This is a genomic window from Anaerolactibacter massiliensis, assembly GCF_900290205.1.
GTDB classification, from domain to species: Bacteria; Bacillota_I; Bacilli_A; order Erysipelotrichales; family Erysipelotrichaceae; genus Bulleidia; species Bulleidia intestinalis.
In genome coordinates, this window is record NZ_OLMH01000003.1 from 254,100 (window position 1) to 271,175 (window position 17,076).

Below are 17,076 nucleotides of genomic sequence, written 5' to 3' on the forward strand. Positions count from 1 at the left end.
TCTTGCATGTACATACTCATCATTCATACACATAGCAAAGCATATAAGCACAATTATGCATATTTATAAGCATTGATTTGTGATGCAAAAATGCCGATTCATCTCCCATACAAGTAAGGGAGAATTCTCGGCTTAATTCTTAAAAACGTGCTTGAAAATATGTATCATTTTTATTTATTATGCAATAATACTTATTGTAAATGAAACGAGTTGACGTATTTGCAGGATATTCGATATCTCACAAATTTAAGAATAGAGGTTGCTTTACACTAAGTTTCCAGAATGCAATGAATCATATTTTTCAGCTTCCAACCGTTGAAATATCGCTAACAAATGGGCGAACGCTAAACGTGCACTATATCATCGTCTATGCTCTTCTTATTGCGTTGAAAAATCTGGCTGAAAGCAAGCCTCCGAAAGAACCTCTGCTCGTGACTTATTACTGTGCCAACCGGAAGATTGCCTTTGAATGGAATCAGGAATATCTGCAGGATCATGCATTTTCCGCTTCCACTGAAGATCTTGACCTCTGGAACGAAATATCAGAAGTGTGTGCGGATTGCCGAATGGAACTGAGAATTGCTGAAACCGACTCTGTTCTGAATGGAATCGTACGCATTGAGTCAGGAAGGGTGCAGCATCTATGAGCGCATACCGAACGCTTGCAGAACTTCTCCTTGAGGAAGCAGAAGCAGAGCCGATCATCTCACGCATTCCTACCGCAAGCAGGCATGAACATCACTGCCGTGTCATTCTGAATCAGATTCTGATCGAGGATCCGGGCAGCTGTCCTCTGATCATTTCCCTGTGTGCCTACCCGGTTCAGTCATGGGCAGATCATATGCGGAATAGCCTGGATCTTGATCTTTTCTCACTGCAGAAATTCCTCGAGGAAAAGCAGGAAAGCTACTGCGGAATCGTACGGTATTCCAGGCTGAATCTTCAGAAGGAAACACTGACTGATTCGGCCCGTATGCTTCATCTGACTGAAGAAATCCTGAACGGAGAAAGCAGATGCTCTCTGAATCTGAAAGCGCTGAAGACACTGAATGCTGTTCATGGATCCATGAAAGAAGATGTATCCAAATACTGCATCGATATTAACTATGAAGCTTCCGTCAGAGAAATCATTCAGGAATATGGAGAAGACTTCCGAAAGCTCGATCAGAAAATGGAGAATGCCTCTGCAATGCTGGATCGGGATATGAAGACTGCTTTTCATAACACGGAATATCTCGTGCAGATTGCTCCGCTGGTCCGAAGAAATGCAGGAAGAGTAAAAGGAAATCAGATTGATTTTGAACTTGTCGATCATGCAATCCATGCATGCCTCAGTGCAGTCGGAACATATCCTTTTGAAGGAGATGCCATTCAGAATGTTCTGATTCTTCGCTCCCAGGGGAATTCAGAAGCAGAATGTGCGCGGATCATCGGCAAGTCCAGAAAGTATATTCACGCCAGGTATGAGGAAGGCATACGAGTTCTTTCCAGCCTTTTATGGGGATATTCCGCCAGAGAAATCGTCAACAACCCCGCCTAAGTCCTAACGGACTATAGACGGGGCTTGGAGAGGCTATTACAGCTCTTCAAGCCCGGTTGATAAGCCTCAGTCTGCGTAAGAGCCTTCGGACTCTGAAGTGGCGGACTCCGTTGCCGTGAGCTACGTACGAATGCTCCACTAGTTCGTACCTCTTGGGTGCAGATGCTAAAAATCCCCTAGGGTAAGGGACGTGCATCTGTAGTATTCAACCCACGGATAACATTGGCGAAGTGGACCACCGCGGCTGCGGTTCTTCGGAACCGTAAGTGCGAGATGCTGCATGTCTTCAGGAATGCAGAAAGCGTAAGCGCCCTTAACGGGGCAGGCAGAAAGGAGGCATCAGAAGATGTCTGTGGCAGTACTATCCAGCACCGGCAGAAAGCTGATGCCGACTTCGAACTACAGAGCACGGAAGCTCTTAAAAAGCAAACGTGCTGTCATTGAATGCTATCGTCCGATTTTTACAATCCGGTTAACCGACCGGGAGGAGGGAAACACACAGCCGATTGAGTATGCCTGCGATACGGGATACCAGCATGTCGGCGTATCAATCAAGTCCGAAAAACATGAGTTCGTCCATGCGCAGTATGACATGCTGAGCGATGAGACAGAGCGGCACAATGACTGCCGCAAGTGCCGCAGAACCAGGCGAAACAGACTGCGGTACCGTAAACCGAGATTCGACAACCGTTCGAAGAAGAACAAGGAGATGACGCCTTCCCTGCGGCACCGCAAGGAGAACCAGATCCGCTTGTTCGAATCGTTCTGCAAAGTCATGCCGATCACATCGGCGGCATTCGAGATGGGGAAGTTCGACACTCAGCTTCTGCAGGCAATTGCAGACAAGAAGCCTCTCCCGAAAGGGAAGGACTACCAGCGGGGATCGAAGTACCTGTATCAGACCGAACGGGAAGCCGTTTTCGGCAGAGATCACTATACCTGCCAGGTATGCGGTAAATCCGTCAAAGACGGCGTGATTCTGCATACGCACCATATCGGGTTCTGGAAAGGATACCGCTCCAACCGAATCAGCAATCTTCTGACAGTATGTGAGCACTGCCATACGGCAAAGAATCACCAGCCCGGAGGAAAGCTCTGGGGACTGGAGCCGAAAAGCACAAATCTGGCTCCGGCGACGTATATGAGTACCGTGCGCTGGGCAATGTATCGCGATCTGGTGCTGACGCATCCGGAGCTCGATATTTATTTCCAGTATGGTGCAAAGACTGCTGTAACCAGAAAGTCGCTGCATCTTGAAAAGACACATGCAAACGATGCTTACTGCATTGGGTCTCTGCATCCGAAGCATCGAACAGCAGAGCTTGTCTATCAGAAAAAGCGCCGCAATAACCGGATTCTTGCAAAGTTCTACGATGCAAAGTACATCGACATCCGGGATGGCGAAAAGAAGTCCGGTTCCGCACTCTCATGCGGGAGAACCAACCGCAGGGAAAGCAGGCGCTCTGATAAGAATCAGCGCATCTATCGCGGGAAGAAGTGTTCTTCAGGGCGCACTTCGGTTCGGAAGAAGCGTTATTCATATCAGCCTGGGGATGCGATTCTGTTTCGGTCTCAGCGTTTCACTGTCAATGGTGCTCATTGCAATGGAACCCGCGTAATTCTAAATACCGGAAAATCAGTCAAGATGGCAGATTTGACCTGCATTAAAATGGAAGGAGGATGGTGCTTCCTCCCCGCCCAAGCCTGACGGCTATGGACGGGGTATCCGCGCCTTGAACGTGAATGACTGATGGTTCATGGACTCCTGCTCAATTTTCATAACCTGCATTTATGATTGCTATACAAATATGTATTTTTGTATCGTATTCTTATTATCCTATGTTTATAAGTATTTTCTGCGTTTTTCAGTTCATTTTTATATTGACAGGAACAGCTTTGCAATCTAAGATGTTAGCGTACCAAAGTATAGAAAAGCCTTAACTGTATCACCTCCTCTTGAAGCATCTCCCGTTCTGCAGACTATCCCCCATTACTCTGCAGGGCGGGATGCTTTTTTGTTTTTCCAGAAGAGAGGGATCAGAAGGAAAGGAGAAATTTATGACCTCAGAATACTTATGGCTTGCGGCTCAGAATCTTCTGTCTCCTGGGATCGGCATCCTGATGGAAGGGGAAGGGGAAAGCGGAGCGGCTGCACAGACAAACAGCGTCGGCGACTTCTTCACGGCCTTAGGAAAGATCGTCACGGAATTCCGGACCGGATTCGGCAACATCTTTCTTCCCGTCGCCATCGTGTGTGTTGCCATCTGCGCGTTTAAGATCCTGATCGCTTCCAATCAGAACGAAGTCGGATCCGCGAAGAAATGGCTGATCGGCATCCTTGTCGCCGTCGTCCTGTTCTATTTCGCGCCGGTTCTGATCAACACGATCGCAGAAGCCGCAAAGACTGCCGCGGCCGGAAGCTGATCCATCGCAAAATCTGTCATTTTCCTGTCTGCAGGGTGCTGAATGTGCTCCTGCTTTTCTTTGACCTTTCTGAAAGGAGTATGCATGAAGAAACCGTTATCCTTCAGGGAAATCCGCCTGATGCAGAAGCCCTCCCTGAAGGAATATCTGAAATACCTCGTCTGGATGCTGCCGATGCTCCTCCTCCCATCGCTTGCCGGCTGTTCCGGGACGGCATCCGGATCGAATGAATCCCTGAACGACCCGAATCTTGCTGAGGCGGAGCGCTACAGCGGAGAAGCAGCAGGAAGGCTCCAGGCTTCCACCTGGCAGTCCCGCCTGAGCCCGGTCATTGTCCCGCTTGCCGCAGCCTCTGTTTCCTGGAGTCTCTACGTGATCATGACGACACCGGATCCGATGCTCGCCGACAAAGAGCGCTCCCGCATCTTCCGGGTGCTTGCGGCAGTCGCGCTGTTCTATCTGATCCCTTCACTGATCCGGACCGTAAGCGGGATGTGATCTTTTATGCTGGACATCATCTTTGATTCGCTCGGCGGCTGGCTGGTTGATTTTGCCAATCTCATGTTCGAAGCGATCATGAGCACAGATTTTGAAACCGCACTGCGTTCCGGTGCAGATCCGCAGTCGCTGGATTCCGTGATCCCTTACTTTTCCGGATTCATCAGCATCCTGAACGTCGTCGGCTGGATCGTGCTCGTAATGCTTGCCTACAGCGCGCTGATCCGCATCATTGCAGGACCGTTCACCGGCTCTGAGGAGGATCCGCTGAAGACAGTGCTGAAAATTGCGCTGGCCGCAGTGCTTCTCAGATACCGGAAGGAGATCTTCACGCTCCTTCTGAATTACTCCGACATTTACGTGTTTCAGCGGATGAAGAACCTTGTTTCCGGAGTGGAGACCGTGAAGCTGAACTGGTCCTGGTCCGGATGGCACTTCATCAACAAGTTTGCCCGCTTTGCGCTCGTCGGCTCCATCGCCTTTGCGGAGGCCCAGGCCGCGATCACTTACGTGGAGCGGTTTCTATCATTCTGTCTTTATCTCTATACGTTTCCGATTGCGGCGGCATTCATCGTTTCCCCGCGGACGATGGAATCCTTCCGGCAGTGGCTGGTCGGCGTCCTCACGCAGGTTCTGATGCTTGCGTCGACCTACGCGATGATCTTCATGGCGATGTCCTCCCTGAATACGTCGTTTACCGGTTATGACGGGACGCTGAACGTGCTCGGTCTGGCCGTGTCGCTTGCACTGTTCACTCTGGCGAAGAATCTGGAAAAGATTCTCAGCATGTATAACATCCGCACGATGCCGACCGCAGATGCCGCAAGAAGCTTTCTCGGAGGAATCGGAACTGCGGCTGCGCTTGCAGGTTCTGCGGTACGGATGACCGGAAGTGCGGTCCGCACCGGGATTGCCGCCGGAAGCGATCTCAGAACGCTGCGGGCAAATGCAGCTTCCGCTTCTTCCGGAACTTCGCTATCTGCGGAAGCCCGGGCGTCGGTCAGAGGAATGAGCCGGAAGGAAGGGATGAGCACGCTTGGTGCCCGCGGGGAATCGCTGCGGAATGCATCTCATTCGGATCCGAAGAACCCGCTGAAGGTGGTACCGGATTCCATGTCTTCTGAGCGCGTGGTGTCCCGTGCGGCCAGGGAAGACGGGATTGCGCGCACCGGCCGGGAAGCAGGGATGCGGTCGATGTCCGGCACGATGCTGAACAGTTCGCTTTCCCGTTCGGATCAGAAGCGGTATGCGGAAGGCTATCAGAACGCCTGGCAGGAGCGCTCCGCCGCGCAGAGCCGCTATAACGCCTGGGTGGACTCCAGGGGAAAAAGCGGTTCTCTGACCTCTGAGGACGTTTCAAAAGCGCTGCATCTGGATCAGGCAATTCCGAACTTTGCGGTATCACGCGGAAATGCGCAGTACATCCGCGGAAAAGACGGCGGGGATGCGGTGATGATCTCAGGCCTTGAGAGAAGAACAGACGGAACTTCGGTTCCGAAGACCTATGCAATCGGAACAGAAGAGCTGATGCAGTCGGCAAAGCATGAAACCGTAGGCACCGACCGGCATGGAAATGAACGGCATCAGGTGTCATATCAGATCGGCAATGATCCGGAACATGAGGCGTTCACATTTGTAGAGACTTCAGCTCATGCCCCGGTCATGAAGGAGGTCAGCGATTCCCTCTACGCCTATGAAGTCCATCCGACAAGATTTGACGCGGACGATCCGTACAAGTCCTTCGGCGAAACGCTGAATGAAGGATCTTCCGAACAGGCAGAAAGGGAGATGAAGGCATTCGGATACGGCTCGGAGTTCAGCTTCGAGGAACATGACGGAAGCGGTGCAGAACCGCCTGCACCCGAGCACTCTGATGCCCCGAAGGAGCAGGCGGAATGGAATGAAGAGGAACGCGTCCGGCAGAAGAAAGAGGAACATGATGCGATCGAGGCAAGTCTTGATGAGTCAGAGGCAAGTCTTGATCAGCCTGAGGAAGCTGTTGAAGAGGAATTCGTTGATCCGGATTCGTTTTCGATGGAGGAGGACGCTGATGCAGATGACCTGAATGATCGCATAGATTCTTCTGAGCAGACCTCTGCAGCAGAGGATCCGAAGGAGGATCAGCCTCATGGAAACGCATGACCGCTCTGCTGAAACATTCGAGAGCGGTGTAAATCGGGCAGAGCACCTGACCGGAGAATCCGTCCGGAACCTTGTCCGCCTTTCTTCCTCAAAGCCCGTTTCCAAAGGAATTCAGAAAGCGGGAAGAGCAGCAGGCAGGGCAGTTGAGAAAGCCGCAGAGGGAATCGGAACTGCGCTTAGCAGTGCCGGTCCGATGGCATTCGTCGTGATCATCCTAGTCCTTGCCATCGTGATTCTGATTTCAGTCTATCCGAACAATCTGTTTCGAACTGTAGACTCTGATCTTCCGACAACGGATTCCGACCGTTCTGACGTCTACAGCTCTTCGGATGGAGTCCTGCTGGATGCAGCGGCACTCGTGGACCGGGATGCCTATGAAGCGGCCTATGCGCGCATGGTTTCCCTGACTGAGGAAGCGATTCAGTCATCTTATGAAACCGCCCGTGCGGAAGCTGAGAAGGCTGCGGATGACTGGCTTAAGGAGCACTATCCTGAGGACCATTCTCACATTTCGATCTCCATCTATATGGATTCTCCGCATGCGATTGCCGAGACGATCACGCCGTATATCCTTGCGGTTCATGGCGGAATCCAGTATCTGAGCACATCGCACGGCGGAATCGGAGACTTTCTGGAGCCGGACGACGCGACGGCATTCACGGATCCGAATGCGTATCAGGATGGCGTGCGCGAATATGCGGAAACCTCTCTGTTTTCCTCGGACGGAGCACTGTTTCTGACCCCGGTCAGCGAAGCAAAGGATGAAAACGGAGTCGGCATCCATCCGGAACCCTATGAGGAACCGGTCCTTGATCCGCTGACTGGAGAACAGGTCAGAGAAGAAGACGGAAGGATCCGGACAAAAACGGTTCAGCATGAGACCGGAACGATCTATCTGGCGGTGAATTATGACATCTCAGGCTATCGGGCAAGAGATATAGCGGACGCGTCCGAATGGCTTCATGAGCAGGAAGTCTTCTCTGAGTACAGTCTGGAGGAATGCTCCGACATGATCCTCGACACGATTCTGAATCTTTATGAAGACCGCACCGGCACCCGCGATCTTCCTGCCGGAAGACGCTACGGTGCTTATCTGGACCAGCATTACGAAGATCTTCTCTTGAAAAACATCAGTTCCGGCTTTTCAGGCGGCGGCCTGCTTGCAGGCTTTGCGGAGAACGATCCGAACGCGCACACAGAGCTCTGGGCAGCAATCCGTAAGGACGCCGCCGGCCACTTTGCACTCACGGGCTGGGGACGCTGGTGCACCGACTTTGCGCACTGGATGTTCTGGAACTGGTACGGGAAAGACTGCGGAGGCGGAAACGGGCTTGAGATGGCGGAAAACACTGCAGCAAAATATCCGGACGAATTCGAGCTCTCCAGGTATCCGGCCCCCGGAGCGCTGTTCTCTGCCTGGGGCGGATATACGACCAACCATGTCGGATTCGTCGTCCGGGTAGAGGGAGACACGATCTGGACCTGCGACGGAAATACCTCCTGGGGCGGTTCAGCAAACGGCATCCGCATCAACCGGAAATGGGCGCTGGCGGAATTCAGCAGCTGGTATGGCGGAAAGTACATCTTCTGCAATCCGAAGCAGTAAAAGGAGGAAAAGATCATGAAGCAGAAACGGATGAAAACGGTGATTGTTTCCTGTGCGACTGCGCTGCTTGCGGCAGTGGTTGCGTCCGGAACGCTCCTGCGAGGAATGCACCTGCTTGCAGGGAATGATCCGAAAGGAATTTTCCATTATGCACTCAGCGAAGGAAAAGGGCTCACGGCGATCCTGTTTCTGATTCTTGCCGGAATCTTTCTGGCGGCTGTTCTTCGGAATGATCCGCGCAATTACGTCGTGCAGAAGGATGAGCGCGGCGTGAACTGGCTTGCAAATGGAACGTTCGGAACCTCGAGATGGATGAGCGAACAGGAAGCGGAACAGGTTTTCCGCGTCGAGGACATCCGGAAGACCACGGACTTCACGACGATCTACGGCCAGCTTTCCGAGCATGGCGAAAAGACGGTCTCCTACCGCCGGTCGAACTATGCGGATGAGCTGCAGAACGTGTTCATCGTCGGCTCTCCGGGCTCCGGAAAGTCCCGGTGCTATGTGCGCACGGAACTGATCAATTCCATTCTCCGCGGAGACAGCTTCATTGCGACGGATCCGGCCGGCGAACTGTATGCGACGCTGGCGGAATGGTGCCGCAGCCGCGGAGTCGATGTGAAGGTTCTGAACCTGAAGGACTTTGAACACAGCGACTGCTGGGACTGCCTGGCCGAAACCGTGGACCCGGAGACCGGCAGGATGGATGGCCAGAGCATGATGGAATTCGTCACGACCTATGTCTGCAACATGACCTCAGACGGTCAGAAGATGGATGACTTCTGGTACACGATGACGATTCTCTATCTGGAGCAGGCATGTGCGCTTGCCGCATGGAACCATGAGACACGTGTGATCTCAGATCTTTCCATGCTGTACCGAAAAACGGCAGAATCGCTTCCTGAATATTCCGAAAACGCGCAGCTGTTTGAGAACACTGCCCCAAGCATCCGTGCTCTTCAGAAGATCATTCTCGATGCTGCGAAAAGGACCGGCTATTCCGAGTCTGGGATCCGCGCTCTTTTCGAAGAAATTGACGCTTCCGCACCGCCGTTTCATATCGCGGAAGTGCACCGGCTTCTGCTCCATTACGACGAGATCGAAAAAGCCTACCATCCCCTGAGCGGAAAGTCTGCAATCCCCTCAAACAACATGGGAATGATCGCGTATCTGTCTGCGCATCAGGAATCCGCGGAGCAGAAAGGGAAAAGCACGATTCTGACTTCCGCGATTACCGGAACGCTCGGCAAGCTCACTCTCCTTACGGATCAGAGGCTGTCATACATCCTTTCAGAAAAGGGCATCCGGCTTTCGGAGGTAAACCAGCATCCATGCGCCTACTTCCTGATCCCGTCCGAAGATACGCCGGACCTGCGTTCGATCACCGGTCTCTTCTTCAGCTTTCTTCTGAAGAAAGCGCAGGCGAACTATGACCGGGCAGAGAACGATGCGTTTGCGCATGGAACGAAGAATCCGATTCTCGATCTCACGGTCATGCTGGACGAGTTCAATACGCTCGGAGTGATCGGTTCCTCGCCATCCGTGTTTGCAACCTTCATGGCCAACTCCCGCAAGCGCCACCTGCATACCTGTATCATCGTGCAGAACATGACCCAGGTTCCGGCGCTCTACGGGAAGGAAAACGCCGTGACGATCACCCAGTCCTGCATCGACGTGACGATCCTGCTTGCTTCAAATGATCCCGAGACCAGCGAGAACATCTCGGCAATGACCGGCGTCGGCACCGTGCAGAACGAATCTCATAACAGTGCGGCAGGATTCATGGACGCGGTGCAGGGGCAGGATTACCGGTCCGGACAGACCGGAAGATTCGTGATGACTCCGGATGAAGTCTCGCGGTTCAAGAAGGAGCGAGGCGTTCTCGTGATGAAGGCAGGAGAGCGGCCGCTGAAGCTGAAGCGGTTCGATTACACCGAACATCCGTTCTATGCGGAAGTAACTGCCCGCAAAGCCGCCCTGGAGGACCTGGAACCGCTGAGCGCCCGAAGAATGCGGCAGAAACCGCGTCCGGAGTGGCCGGAGATTCTTGAGAAGATCGACACACTGATACCGGCAGAAAATCCATGCACGTTTCCAAAAGCAGAGGATGCAGAAAAGAACCGGTCAGAGGAGCCTGTCGAAGACACCCTGCTTGAGGAAGCAGACCTGCTGGAAGGAAGCGGTGCAGATTCGAAAGAAACCGGTGAAGCGGAAGGCTCTTGGGCAGTAAACCCGGAAGTCCTGAAAGAAGAAGCGGTTCAGAAAACCGAGGCGGAAGGAATCCGGACTTCTCCCAAGGCAGGCGTCGGGAGCAGACGCAGAAGACAGGCGGACCGTCAGGCAGAACGAAGACAGCCGCGGATCAGAAGCCGTTCATCGTCACGGCTTTATGAATAAGAGAACAAAGGAGGAAAACGTCATGGAAGAACCAAAGAACAGAACCGAAGAATCCACAGAACCGGAAGTTCCGGAAGAGCTTCAGCCCGATCATCCGGAGCATGAGGAGCCGGATGCAGCGCTGCAGTCAGAGGAAGTGATCGCTTCCGACATTGTCGTGCCTTCGGACAATGAACCGGCGGAAGAGGCTTCCGAAGAGCCCGTGCACCCGGAGGAGGAAGTGAAGCTCACCGAAGCGGAGCGGCGGCAGGGGAAGCATCGGACGATCGCGGATGATCGAATCGGAGACCGGCGCCCCGGCGACATCATTGCCGAAAGCGAGACAAGTGAAGCCGAACGGGAAGAATCGGAATGGCGGCTGATCACCCGGCTGGCAAGGACGAAGGGTATTGTCTGGACCTCCGTGGATGGAATTGAGGAGACTGGGAGAAAATCAAAATCTCTGCTCTTCACCGCCCGGGTCCATGGCGAGCGGATTGCAATCCCGGAAGCGCTGTTCTGGATGCCGGATACGACGTTCGGATCCCATTACGCTGAGAAGGATGAGGCAGTGAAGTTCCAGACGAGAAAGGATGCTGCCCGCAGGCGGATCGGATCCACGATCCCGGTCATCATCACACGAGCAGAGCGCGACACCGTCCATGCAAAATACTCCGACGGCTCTGAATACACCTATCATCGCAGCGGCCTGCTCGGTTCAAGAGTGGATGCGATGCTGATGCTGCAGGAACACTGGTTTCACCCGGACCTCGCAAAGCATCCGGAGCTTGCTGATCGGGAGATCCGCAAAGGCGACATCTTTGAGCGTGCAGAAGTGCTCTCGGTGCGCGAGGACTCCGTAACGGTCGAGCTCTTCGGAGTGGAAACGACCATGCATCTGTATGATGCAGGCGGAAAGGAATACCTCGAAGACTGCCAGGAGAAATATCATCCAGGAGATCAGGTTCGTGTGATGGTCACCGGAATCCGGCACAGCGTGGTGAAGGATGCATCCGAAAAGGATCGAGCAATCGTGAATCTCTTTGCTTCCGCAAGAAGAGCGGAGATCCGCTTTGACGCCAAGGCGTTTGCAGAAGTGCAGGTCGGAGGCATCTATTTCGGAACGGTATCGCACATGTCAAAGGCCGGCCGCTACATCGTGATTCTGAAGAACGGCGTCACCGCATTCATCAACCCTGCCGCGGTAGTCGGAAGAATCATGCTGAATCCTGGAGACCGCGTCACCGTGGAAGTAAAGGTCAAGTATGACGAGACCGTGACCGGCGTCGCGATGAAGTACTGATATGACAGGCTCCATTCATAAAGCGAGCGCTCTCCTTCAGAAATCTCCGTTCAGCTCTGCTTCCTGTATCCGCCTTCGCTCCGAAAAGCCGATTGCGCGGAACAGAGATGAACGGCAGAGTGCAGAGGAATGCGTGAAAGAAATCAACGATTCCGGAGATGCGCTGGGATTTTATCGGATGCGGAAGGATAACCGGCTGGAAATGCAGCTGATGATTCTCCCGGCATCGGAAGAGGTGGACTATGAGGAAATGGCGGATGCGCTGAATGCCTCATTCCGCTCTTCTGCAGCAGTCATAGCAGAGGCAGTAAGGAGGAACCATGGAGCAGAGTGAAGAACGCACACGATCGTTCTTCCTTCCGAAAAATTTCCAGAACGGCATCTCAATCGGCACGCATTCCTATCCGGCTTCTTTCCTGGTGCAGGGAGTGGTCTTTGCTCTGCTTCCGGTCGCGGCTGCCTACTGGATTCTTCCGGCATTCGGCATGGTACTTTCAGTTTCTGACTCGATCGGAACCGTGCTGATGTTTTCAACGCTGTTTGGATATGCCGGGATTCATGGCGTGAAAGGGGGAACATTTCTGCAGTTTCTGAAGGCAGTATTCCGGTTCTATCGCTCGCGCCGCACCGCATATTACAATCCGCGCGTACGGATTGAAGTGGCAGAAGAAAAGAAAGCTGCGGGTAAAGAGCAGGAGCTTCCCCGGGAAAAGCTGAAGAAATTCTTATCCGGCTTTCATAGAACTTCTGTTCATCGTGCAGCATCCGACCCGGCAGATACTCTTTCTGAAGCTGCTGAACCTGGAGAACTTTTCTTTGAAGAGGATATCGGGATCGTAAAGACGCCGGTGGAATATATGAATCCGAAGGAATACCGCACCTACCGGAAGAATCTGAAGAAGGAAGAGCGCCGAAAGACCAAGGAAGAACGTCGCAGGAGAAAGGAGGCACAGCGTGGCAGGAAAAAGGAAAGAAAAGCGAAGGTTTCGGAAACCTCTGCAGAGCACTCAGCAGAATCTTCCGATCAGAGGACTCTACCGCGGCATCGTCATCACAAAGGATGACCGGTACGTAAAAATCCTGGAAGTACTCCCCGTGCCGTTTCTGCTTCTCTCATCAGAAGAGCAGACCGATACGGCACTCCACTTTGAGACGGTGCTGAAAAGTGCCCCTCACCATCTGCAGATCACGGTGATGACCCTTTCTGCTGATCTCTCCGAAGAAAAGGCACGGCTTTCAGAAGCGATGAAAAAAGAAGCCTCTCCGGAATGCCGGATGGTGGACGAAGAATACCGGAAGCGGATGAGCGAATCCGAGCAGTATGGTCTTTCCAGAAGATTTTTCCTGAGCTTTGAATACGAGCGCAATCGCAGTGCTCTTTTTCAGAAGGAAACGCTGGAGGAAATTGCTTTTGAACTGGAGCGTACTGCGGCCGTGCTGACTGCCGCCCTTCGCAACTGCGGCAATGAGGTGATAGAGCCTTCCCTGAAGGAAGCAGATGCTGCATCGGCCAAGATTCTGTACACGATTCTTCATCGTGCGGAATATCGTGAAAAGCCTTTTGAAACGCGACTTGCGGAAGTGAAGGAGCGGTATGCTTCCACCTCTTCTGAAGGAAACCCGATTCCCGTTCCGATCACTGATATCCTTGCACCGGATCTTCTTTCCTTCATGGATCAGAGATTCGTAAGGTGCGGAGAAAATTTCAGCACCTATTACTGCATTGCCTCTGACGGCTATAACCCCCTTGTGCAGGCAGGCTGGCTGACGCCTTTCTTCAGTGCATCTCCGGGCATTGACCTGAATCTCTTTATTGAGCGGAAAGAGCCCCAGGAAGTGATGAACTCCATCCGCCGCAACATGACTTACGCAGAAACAGATATGGCAAGCGTTTCCTACGCCTCCGAAGCGATGGATGTGTCCTCGGATGCATTTGCGAGTACGTCCTATATCCGGGACGGGATGCTTGCAGGCCAGGACTTCTGCTATCTGATGGTTCTCTTTTCCGTAAACGGGAAGAATCCGGAAGAAACGGCAAGAAGAGCAGATGAACTCTGCACGCGTGCAAAGCAGTCCGGTCTGAAGCTTCGCTCCTGTGAGTTTGAAGAGGAGCAGGCATTCTTCTCCGGTCTTCCGCTTGCTCGTCCGGATCCTGCTCTTTTTGAGAAAACAAAGCGAAATGTGCTTACGGAAGGAGCGGCAAGCACCTATCCGTTTACCGCATTCGAACTTCACGATCCCGGCGGAATCTATCTTGGCGATGATCTTGATACAGGTGGTCTTGTGATTGCGGATCTCTTCGATGAAAAGCGTCTGACGAATTACAACCTCTTCATTGAAGGCACCTCCGGCGCCGGGAAAAGCTATGCGCTCTCCCTGCTTGCAATCCGTCTCAGAGCAGATCATATTCCGGTCTATCTGCTTGCCCCGGAAAAGGAAGATGAGTTCCGGAGGATGTGCAGCGGAGTCGGAGGGCAGTTCATTCAGCTCGCTCCCGGGTCCAAAGATCGGATCAACATCATGGAAATCCGGCCGAAGGATGAGCGTGCAGAAATCAGTTCCGGAATCGTGAACGGTTCTGCGGAGGCGGAAGGATCCAGGCTTGCTGAGAAAATCGACACGCTGAAGAATTTCTTCTCGCTTCTGATCACCGACATGACAATCGAGGAACGCCAGCTTCTGGATAACGCACTGATGAAAGTCTACGCATCATTCGGAATCACCGAGGACAATCGATCGCTGATTGATCCTGAGGATCCTGAGAGGAAGCGATTCCGCCGGATGCCGATCGTCGGAGATCTTGTCAGAGTGCTGAAAGAGTCCCCGGACACGCGCCGCATGGCAGGGATTCTCTCGTTCTTCACGACCGGCTCAGGCAGGAGCTTCAATGGCGAAACCAATGTTGACCTTCAGAACGAATTCATTGTGTTCGGCCTGGAAAAGATGAAGGCTGAGCTCCTGAAGGTCGGTCTTTACATCGCCCTGGATTTCGCCTGGGCAAAGGTGAGGGAAGATCGGTTCCAGGACTGTGCGCTGATGATGGATGAAGCATGGACTCTTCTGCAGGATCCGGTGTGTGCGGAATACGCGATGAAGATCTCGAAGACCATCCGATCGTACCACGGCTCCTATGTCGTCTCCACCCAGCAGCTGCGGGACATCCTTGCAGTTGAAAACGGAAAGTACGGCATGGCCCTGATCGGAAACTGCGCGACGAAGATTCTGATGCGCACGGAGCCTTCCGACAGCATCACGGTTCAGGAGCTTCTGAACCTCTCCGCAGAAGATACACGTCTGATCACCGGGCTGGAGCGCGGAAATGCGCTGCTTCTGACCGGAGGGATCCGCCTGCAGATCCGCTTCCAGGCTTCGCGGACGGAACATTTCCTGATCACCAATGCGCAGGACGATCTCCGGATGATCCTCGCGGAAAAAGAAATGCAGGAAAGAGAACAGAGAGCTTCCGCGTCAGCTGAAAGGCAGGAACAGAAATGGATTCCGCTGTTCTCAGCAGACGAGATTCCGCTGCTTCTTCGAAAAGAAGAGCTGGCAGACAGCATGGAAAGCATCCGGGATATTCCGGTCTTTGAGGAAGCCGAGATGACTCTCGAAGAAGACGCTGCGGAATCTCTGTTCAAATCAGAAGAGAAAGAGACTCTGAACCATCTGAATCAAAAAAGCTCAAGCAAGTCTCAGTGCCTGGAAAGGAGGACAGCATGCTGAGCGATATTGAACCATATCTGGACTTTGAACAGCGGATTCTCTATCGGACCGGAGTACTGCGCAGAGCATCGATGCGAATCAGTCTCTGCCGCACGTTTGAGGAAATGTCAGGGCATTACGCCGACATGATGATCGAGGCACTCCAGTACCATGGCGGCGTTCTCATCTCAGAAGATGGCTGGCTGATCACCAAAGGATGCTACAAGCGCATCACCGGAGACCGGGAGTTCTCGCTTCTTCGCTCCGGCTCAAAGGAACGGATTCCTGCCGGTGTCCTGGAGATAGAAGACGAGCGGGATCGGGCCATCGCTGACTGCATGGTGATTGCCGCAGACATGATGCCGCTGAGCCGAGACTTCGAGATTTCCGCCGGGCACTGGTACATCCAGTTCATCATGCCGCCGAAAGAGAATCAGCCGTCTCTGCTCTTTCAGATCACGAAGATTCCGAAAGGGGAGGAGTTTACGATGGCGCAGCTGCTGAAGAATATCCCATGCGTTGAGAAGGAAGAGACCGCTTCTCATATCCGCCGGATCGCAGTGATCGAGGATCCCCGCTGCGTGTCCCAGGTGCCGTTCATCGGCTTCCGCTACATCTGCATGCTGAATGAGAAATCAGAAAGCGGCTATCGGATTCTTGAAAAACGAAGTGAAGAGGAGATGTGGAAGGATTATGGATTCTGAAGAGAGAATGGCAGACCTTTGCGAAGGTGCACTGCGGGAGGTGCAGAAGCTTTCGGATGCGATCGCTCATGATGTAAGAAGAAGCGAAAGCCTGCCGGAAGGTGCACTGACTCAGAGCGTGCTATCCCGGGCAATCACCCGCACGGAACGGATGAACGATCTTCTGCGGGAGTGCTGGAGAGCAGATCACGATTCTTCCATGGCTGAGCCCGCTGTCCTGAGCAGCCACGGGATCAAGGTTGACGTCGATTACGAGGACGGGATCCTTTCTGTGTTCACGCCGATGACGACAGCACGAAATGGGACAAACGCAGCTGAAGCAGTGAGCTCTGCAATCCTTGCCTATGAATATGAAAATCAGATCGATCTTGCCTCAGAAGCTCCTCACCGCTTTGCTCTGATCGAGACCCGCTGGGTCAGGAAGATCACCCGGACTGTCATGGATAACTGCAATGAGGACGGCGCCGTGATCAACGCCATCATGCGCACGATCATCCGAACGGACAACGTGAAGTGCCTGGTGTTCTTCGGCGTCCGAACGCTTGAGGCACCTGCGGGCGGACGGATCGGCACGGAGTTTCAGATGATTCCCTCTGAGCAGTTCCAGTCCATGACCTGGATCTGAGCCCGCTGGGACCATGCAGGAAAAGGGGACATCTGAGGAGAACAGGTACAAACTGCTCGCATGTCCCTGTCTCAATCTGAAAATTCCGGAAGTAATAAGGCTTTTTATGAATCGCCGGTCTGCCAGGTAATGAGAAAGCATGAAATCGGAGGATGG

The 17,076-nt window shown here is 53.1% G+C and carries 14 protein-coding genes; all 14 read left to right on the forward strand.

Translation table 11 applies throughout. The annotated features are described in order from the left end of the window. Positions 1 to 350 precede the first annotated feature (350 nt). The 14 genes from C7E00_RS15285 (at position 351) to C7E00_RS15350 (ending at position 16,920) form a co-directional block, all read left to right on the forward strand. Positions 351 to 647, forward strand: a complete 297-nt coding sequence (locus C7E00_RS15285) for a hypothetical protein (protein WP_105305176.1) — start codon at positions 351 to 353, stop codon at positions 645 to 647. After that, positions 644 to 1,540 carry a hypothetical protein gene (locus C7E00_RS15290; protein ID WP_105305177.1) on the forward strand — a complete coding sequence of 299 codons (897 nt, stop codon included), beginning with the start codon at positions 644 to 646 and terminating at the stop codon, positions 1,538 to 1,540. Before C7E00_RS15285 ends, C7E00_RS15290 begins: the two co-directional genes overlap by 4 nt. A gap of 346 nt (positions 1,541 to 1,886) precedes the next feature. Next, positions 1,887 to 3,248 (forward strand): RNA-guided endonuclease IscB, encoded by a 1,362-nt coding sequence (iscB, locus tag C7E00_RS15295; RefSeq protein ID WP_105305178.1) that lies wholly within the window; start codon positions 1,887 to 1,889, stop codon positions 3,246 to 3,248. Between the two features lie 350 nt (positions 3,249 to 3,598). Then, on the forward strand, positions 3,599 to 3,964 hold the full coding sequence (locus C7E00_RS15300; protein ID WP_105305179.1) for a hypothetical protein: 366 nt from the start codon (positions 3,599 to 3,601) through the stop codon (positions 3,962 to 3,964). A gap of 84 nt (positions 3,965 to 4,048) precedes the next feature. Beyond that, positions 4,049 to 4,462, forward strand: coding sequence for a hypothetical protein (locus tag C7E00_RS15305; RefSeq protein WP_135358265.1), 414 nt, complete (start codon positions 4,049 to 4,051; stop codon positions 4,460 to 4,462). 6 nt (positions 4,463 to 4,468) lie between these two features. Further along, entirely contained in the window at positions 4,469 to 6,604 is a 2,136-nt protein-coding gene (locus C7E00_RS15310) for a hypothetical protein (RefSeq protein ID WP_105305181.1), read from the forward strand. Beyond that, on the forward strand, positions 6,591 to 8,210 hold the full coding sequence (locus tag C7E00_RS15315) for a CHAP domain-containing protein (protein WP_105305182.1): 1,620 nt from the start codon (positions 6,591 to 6,593) through the stop codon (positions 8,208 to 8,210). Before C7E00_RS15310 ends, C7E00_RS15315 begins: the two co-directional genes overlap by 14 nt. Before the next feature lie 15 nt (positions 8,211 to 8,225). Continuing rightward, positions 8,226 to 10,607 carry a type IV secretory system conjugative DNA transfer family protein gene (locus C7E00_RS15320; RefSeq protein ID WP_105305183.1) on the forward strand — a complete coding sequence of 794 codons (2,382 nt, stop codon included), beginning with the start codon at positions 8,226 to 8,228 and terminating at the stop codon, positions 10,605 to 10,607. Between the two features lie 22 nt (positions 10,608 to 10,629). Further along, positions 10,630 to 11,889, forward strand: a complete 1,260-nt coding sequence (locus tag C7E00_RS15325) for a hypothetical protein (protein ID WP_105305184.1) — start codon at positions 10,630 to 10,632, stop codon at positions 11,887 to 11,889. 1 nt (position 11,890) lies between these two features. Then, entirely contained in the window at positions 11,891 to 12,223 is a 333-nt protein-coding gene (locus C7E00_RS15330; RefSeq protein WP_105305185.1) for a hypothetical protein, read from the forward strand. Continuing rightward, positions 12,210 to 12,953 carry a hypothetical protein gene (locus tag C7E00_RS15335; RefSeq protein WP_105305186.1) on the forward strand — a complete coding sequence of 248 codons (744 nt, stop codon included), beginning with the start codon at positions 12,210 to 12,212 and terminating at the stop codon, positions 12,951 to 12,953. The genes C7E00_RS15330 and C7E00_RS15335 overlap by 14 nt, the downstream gene beginning before the upstream one ends. Next, positions 12,844 to 15,612, forward strand: a complete 2,769-nt coding sequence (locus C7E00_RS15340) for a VirB4 family type IV secretion system protein (RefSeq protein ID WP_135358266.1) — start codon at positions 12,844 to 12,846, stop codon at positions 15,610 to 15,612. The genes C7E00_RS15335 and C7E00_RS15340 overlap by 110 nt, the downstream gene beginning before the upstream one ends. After that, positions 15,606 to 16,295, forward strand: a complete 690-nt coding sequence (locus tag C7E00_RS15345; RefSeq protein WP_105305188.1) for a hypothetical protein — start codon at positions 15,606 to 15,608, stop codon at positions 16,293 to 16,295. The genes C7E00_RS15340 and C7E00_RS15345 overlap by 7 nt, the downstream gene beginning before the upstream one ends. Then, entirely contained in the window at positions 16,285 to 16,920 is a 636-nt protein-coding gene (locus tag C7E00_RS15350) for a hypothetical protein (protein WP_105305189.1), read from the forward strand. The genes C7E00_RS15345 and C7E00_RS15350 overlap by 11 nt, the downstream gene beginning before the upstream one ends. Positions 16,921 to 17,076 lie beyond the last annotated feature (156 nt).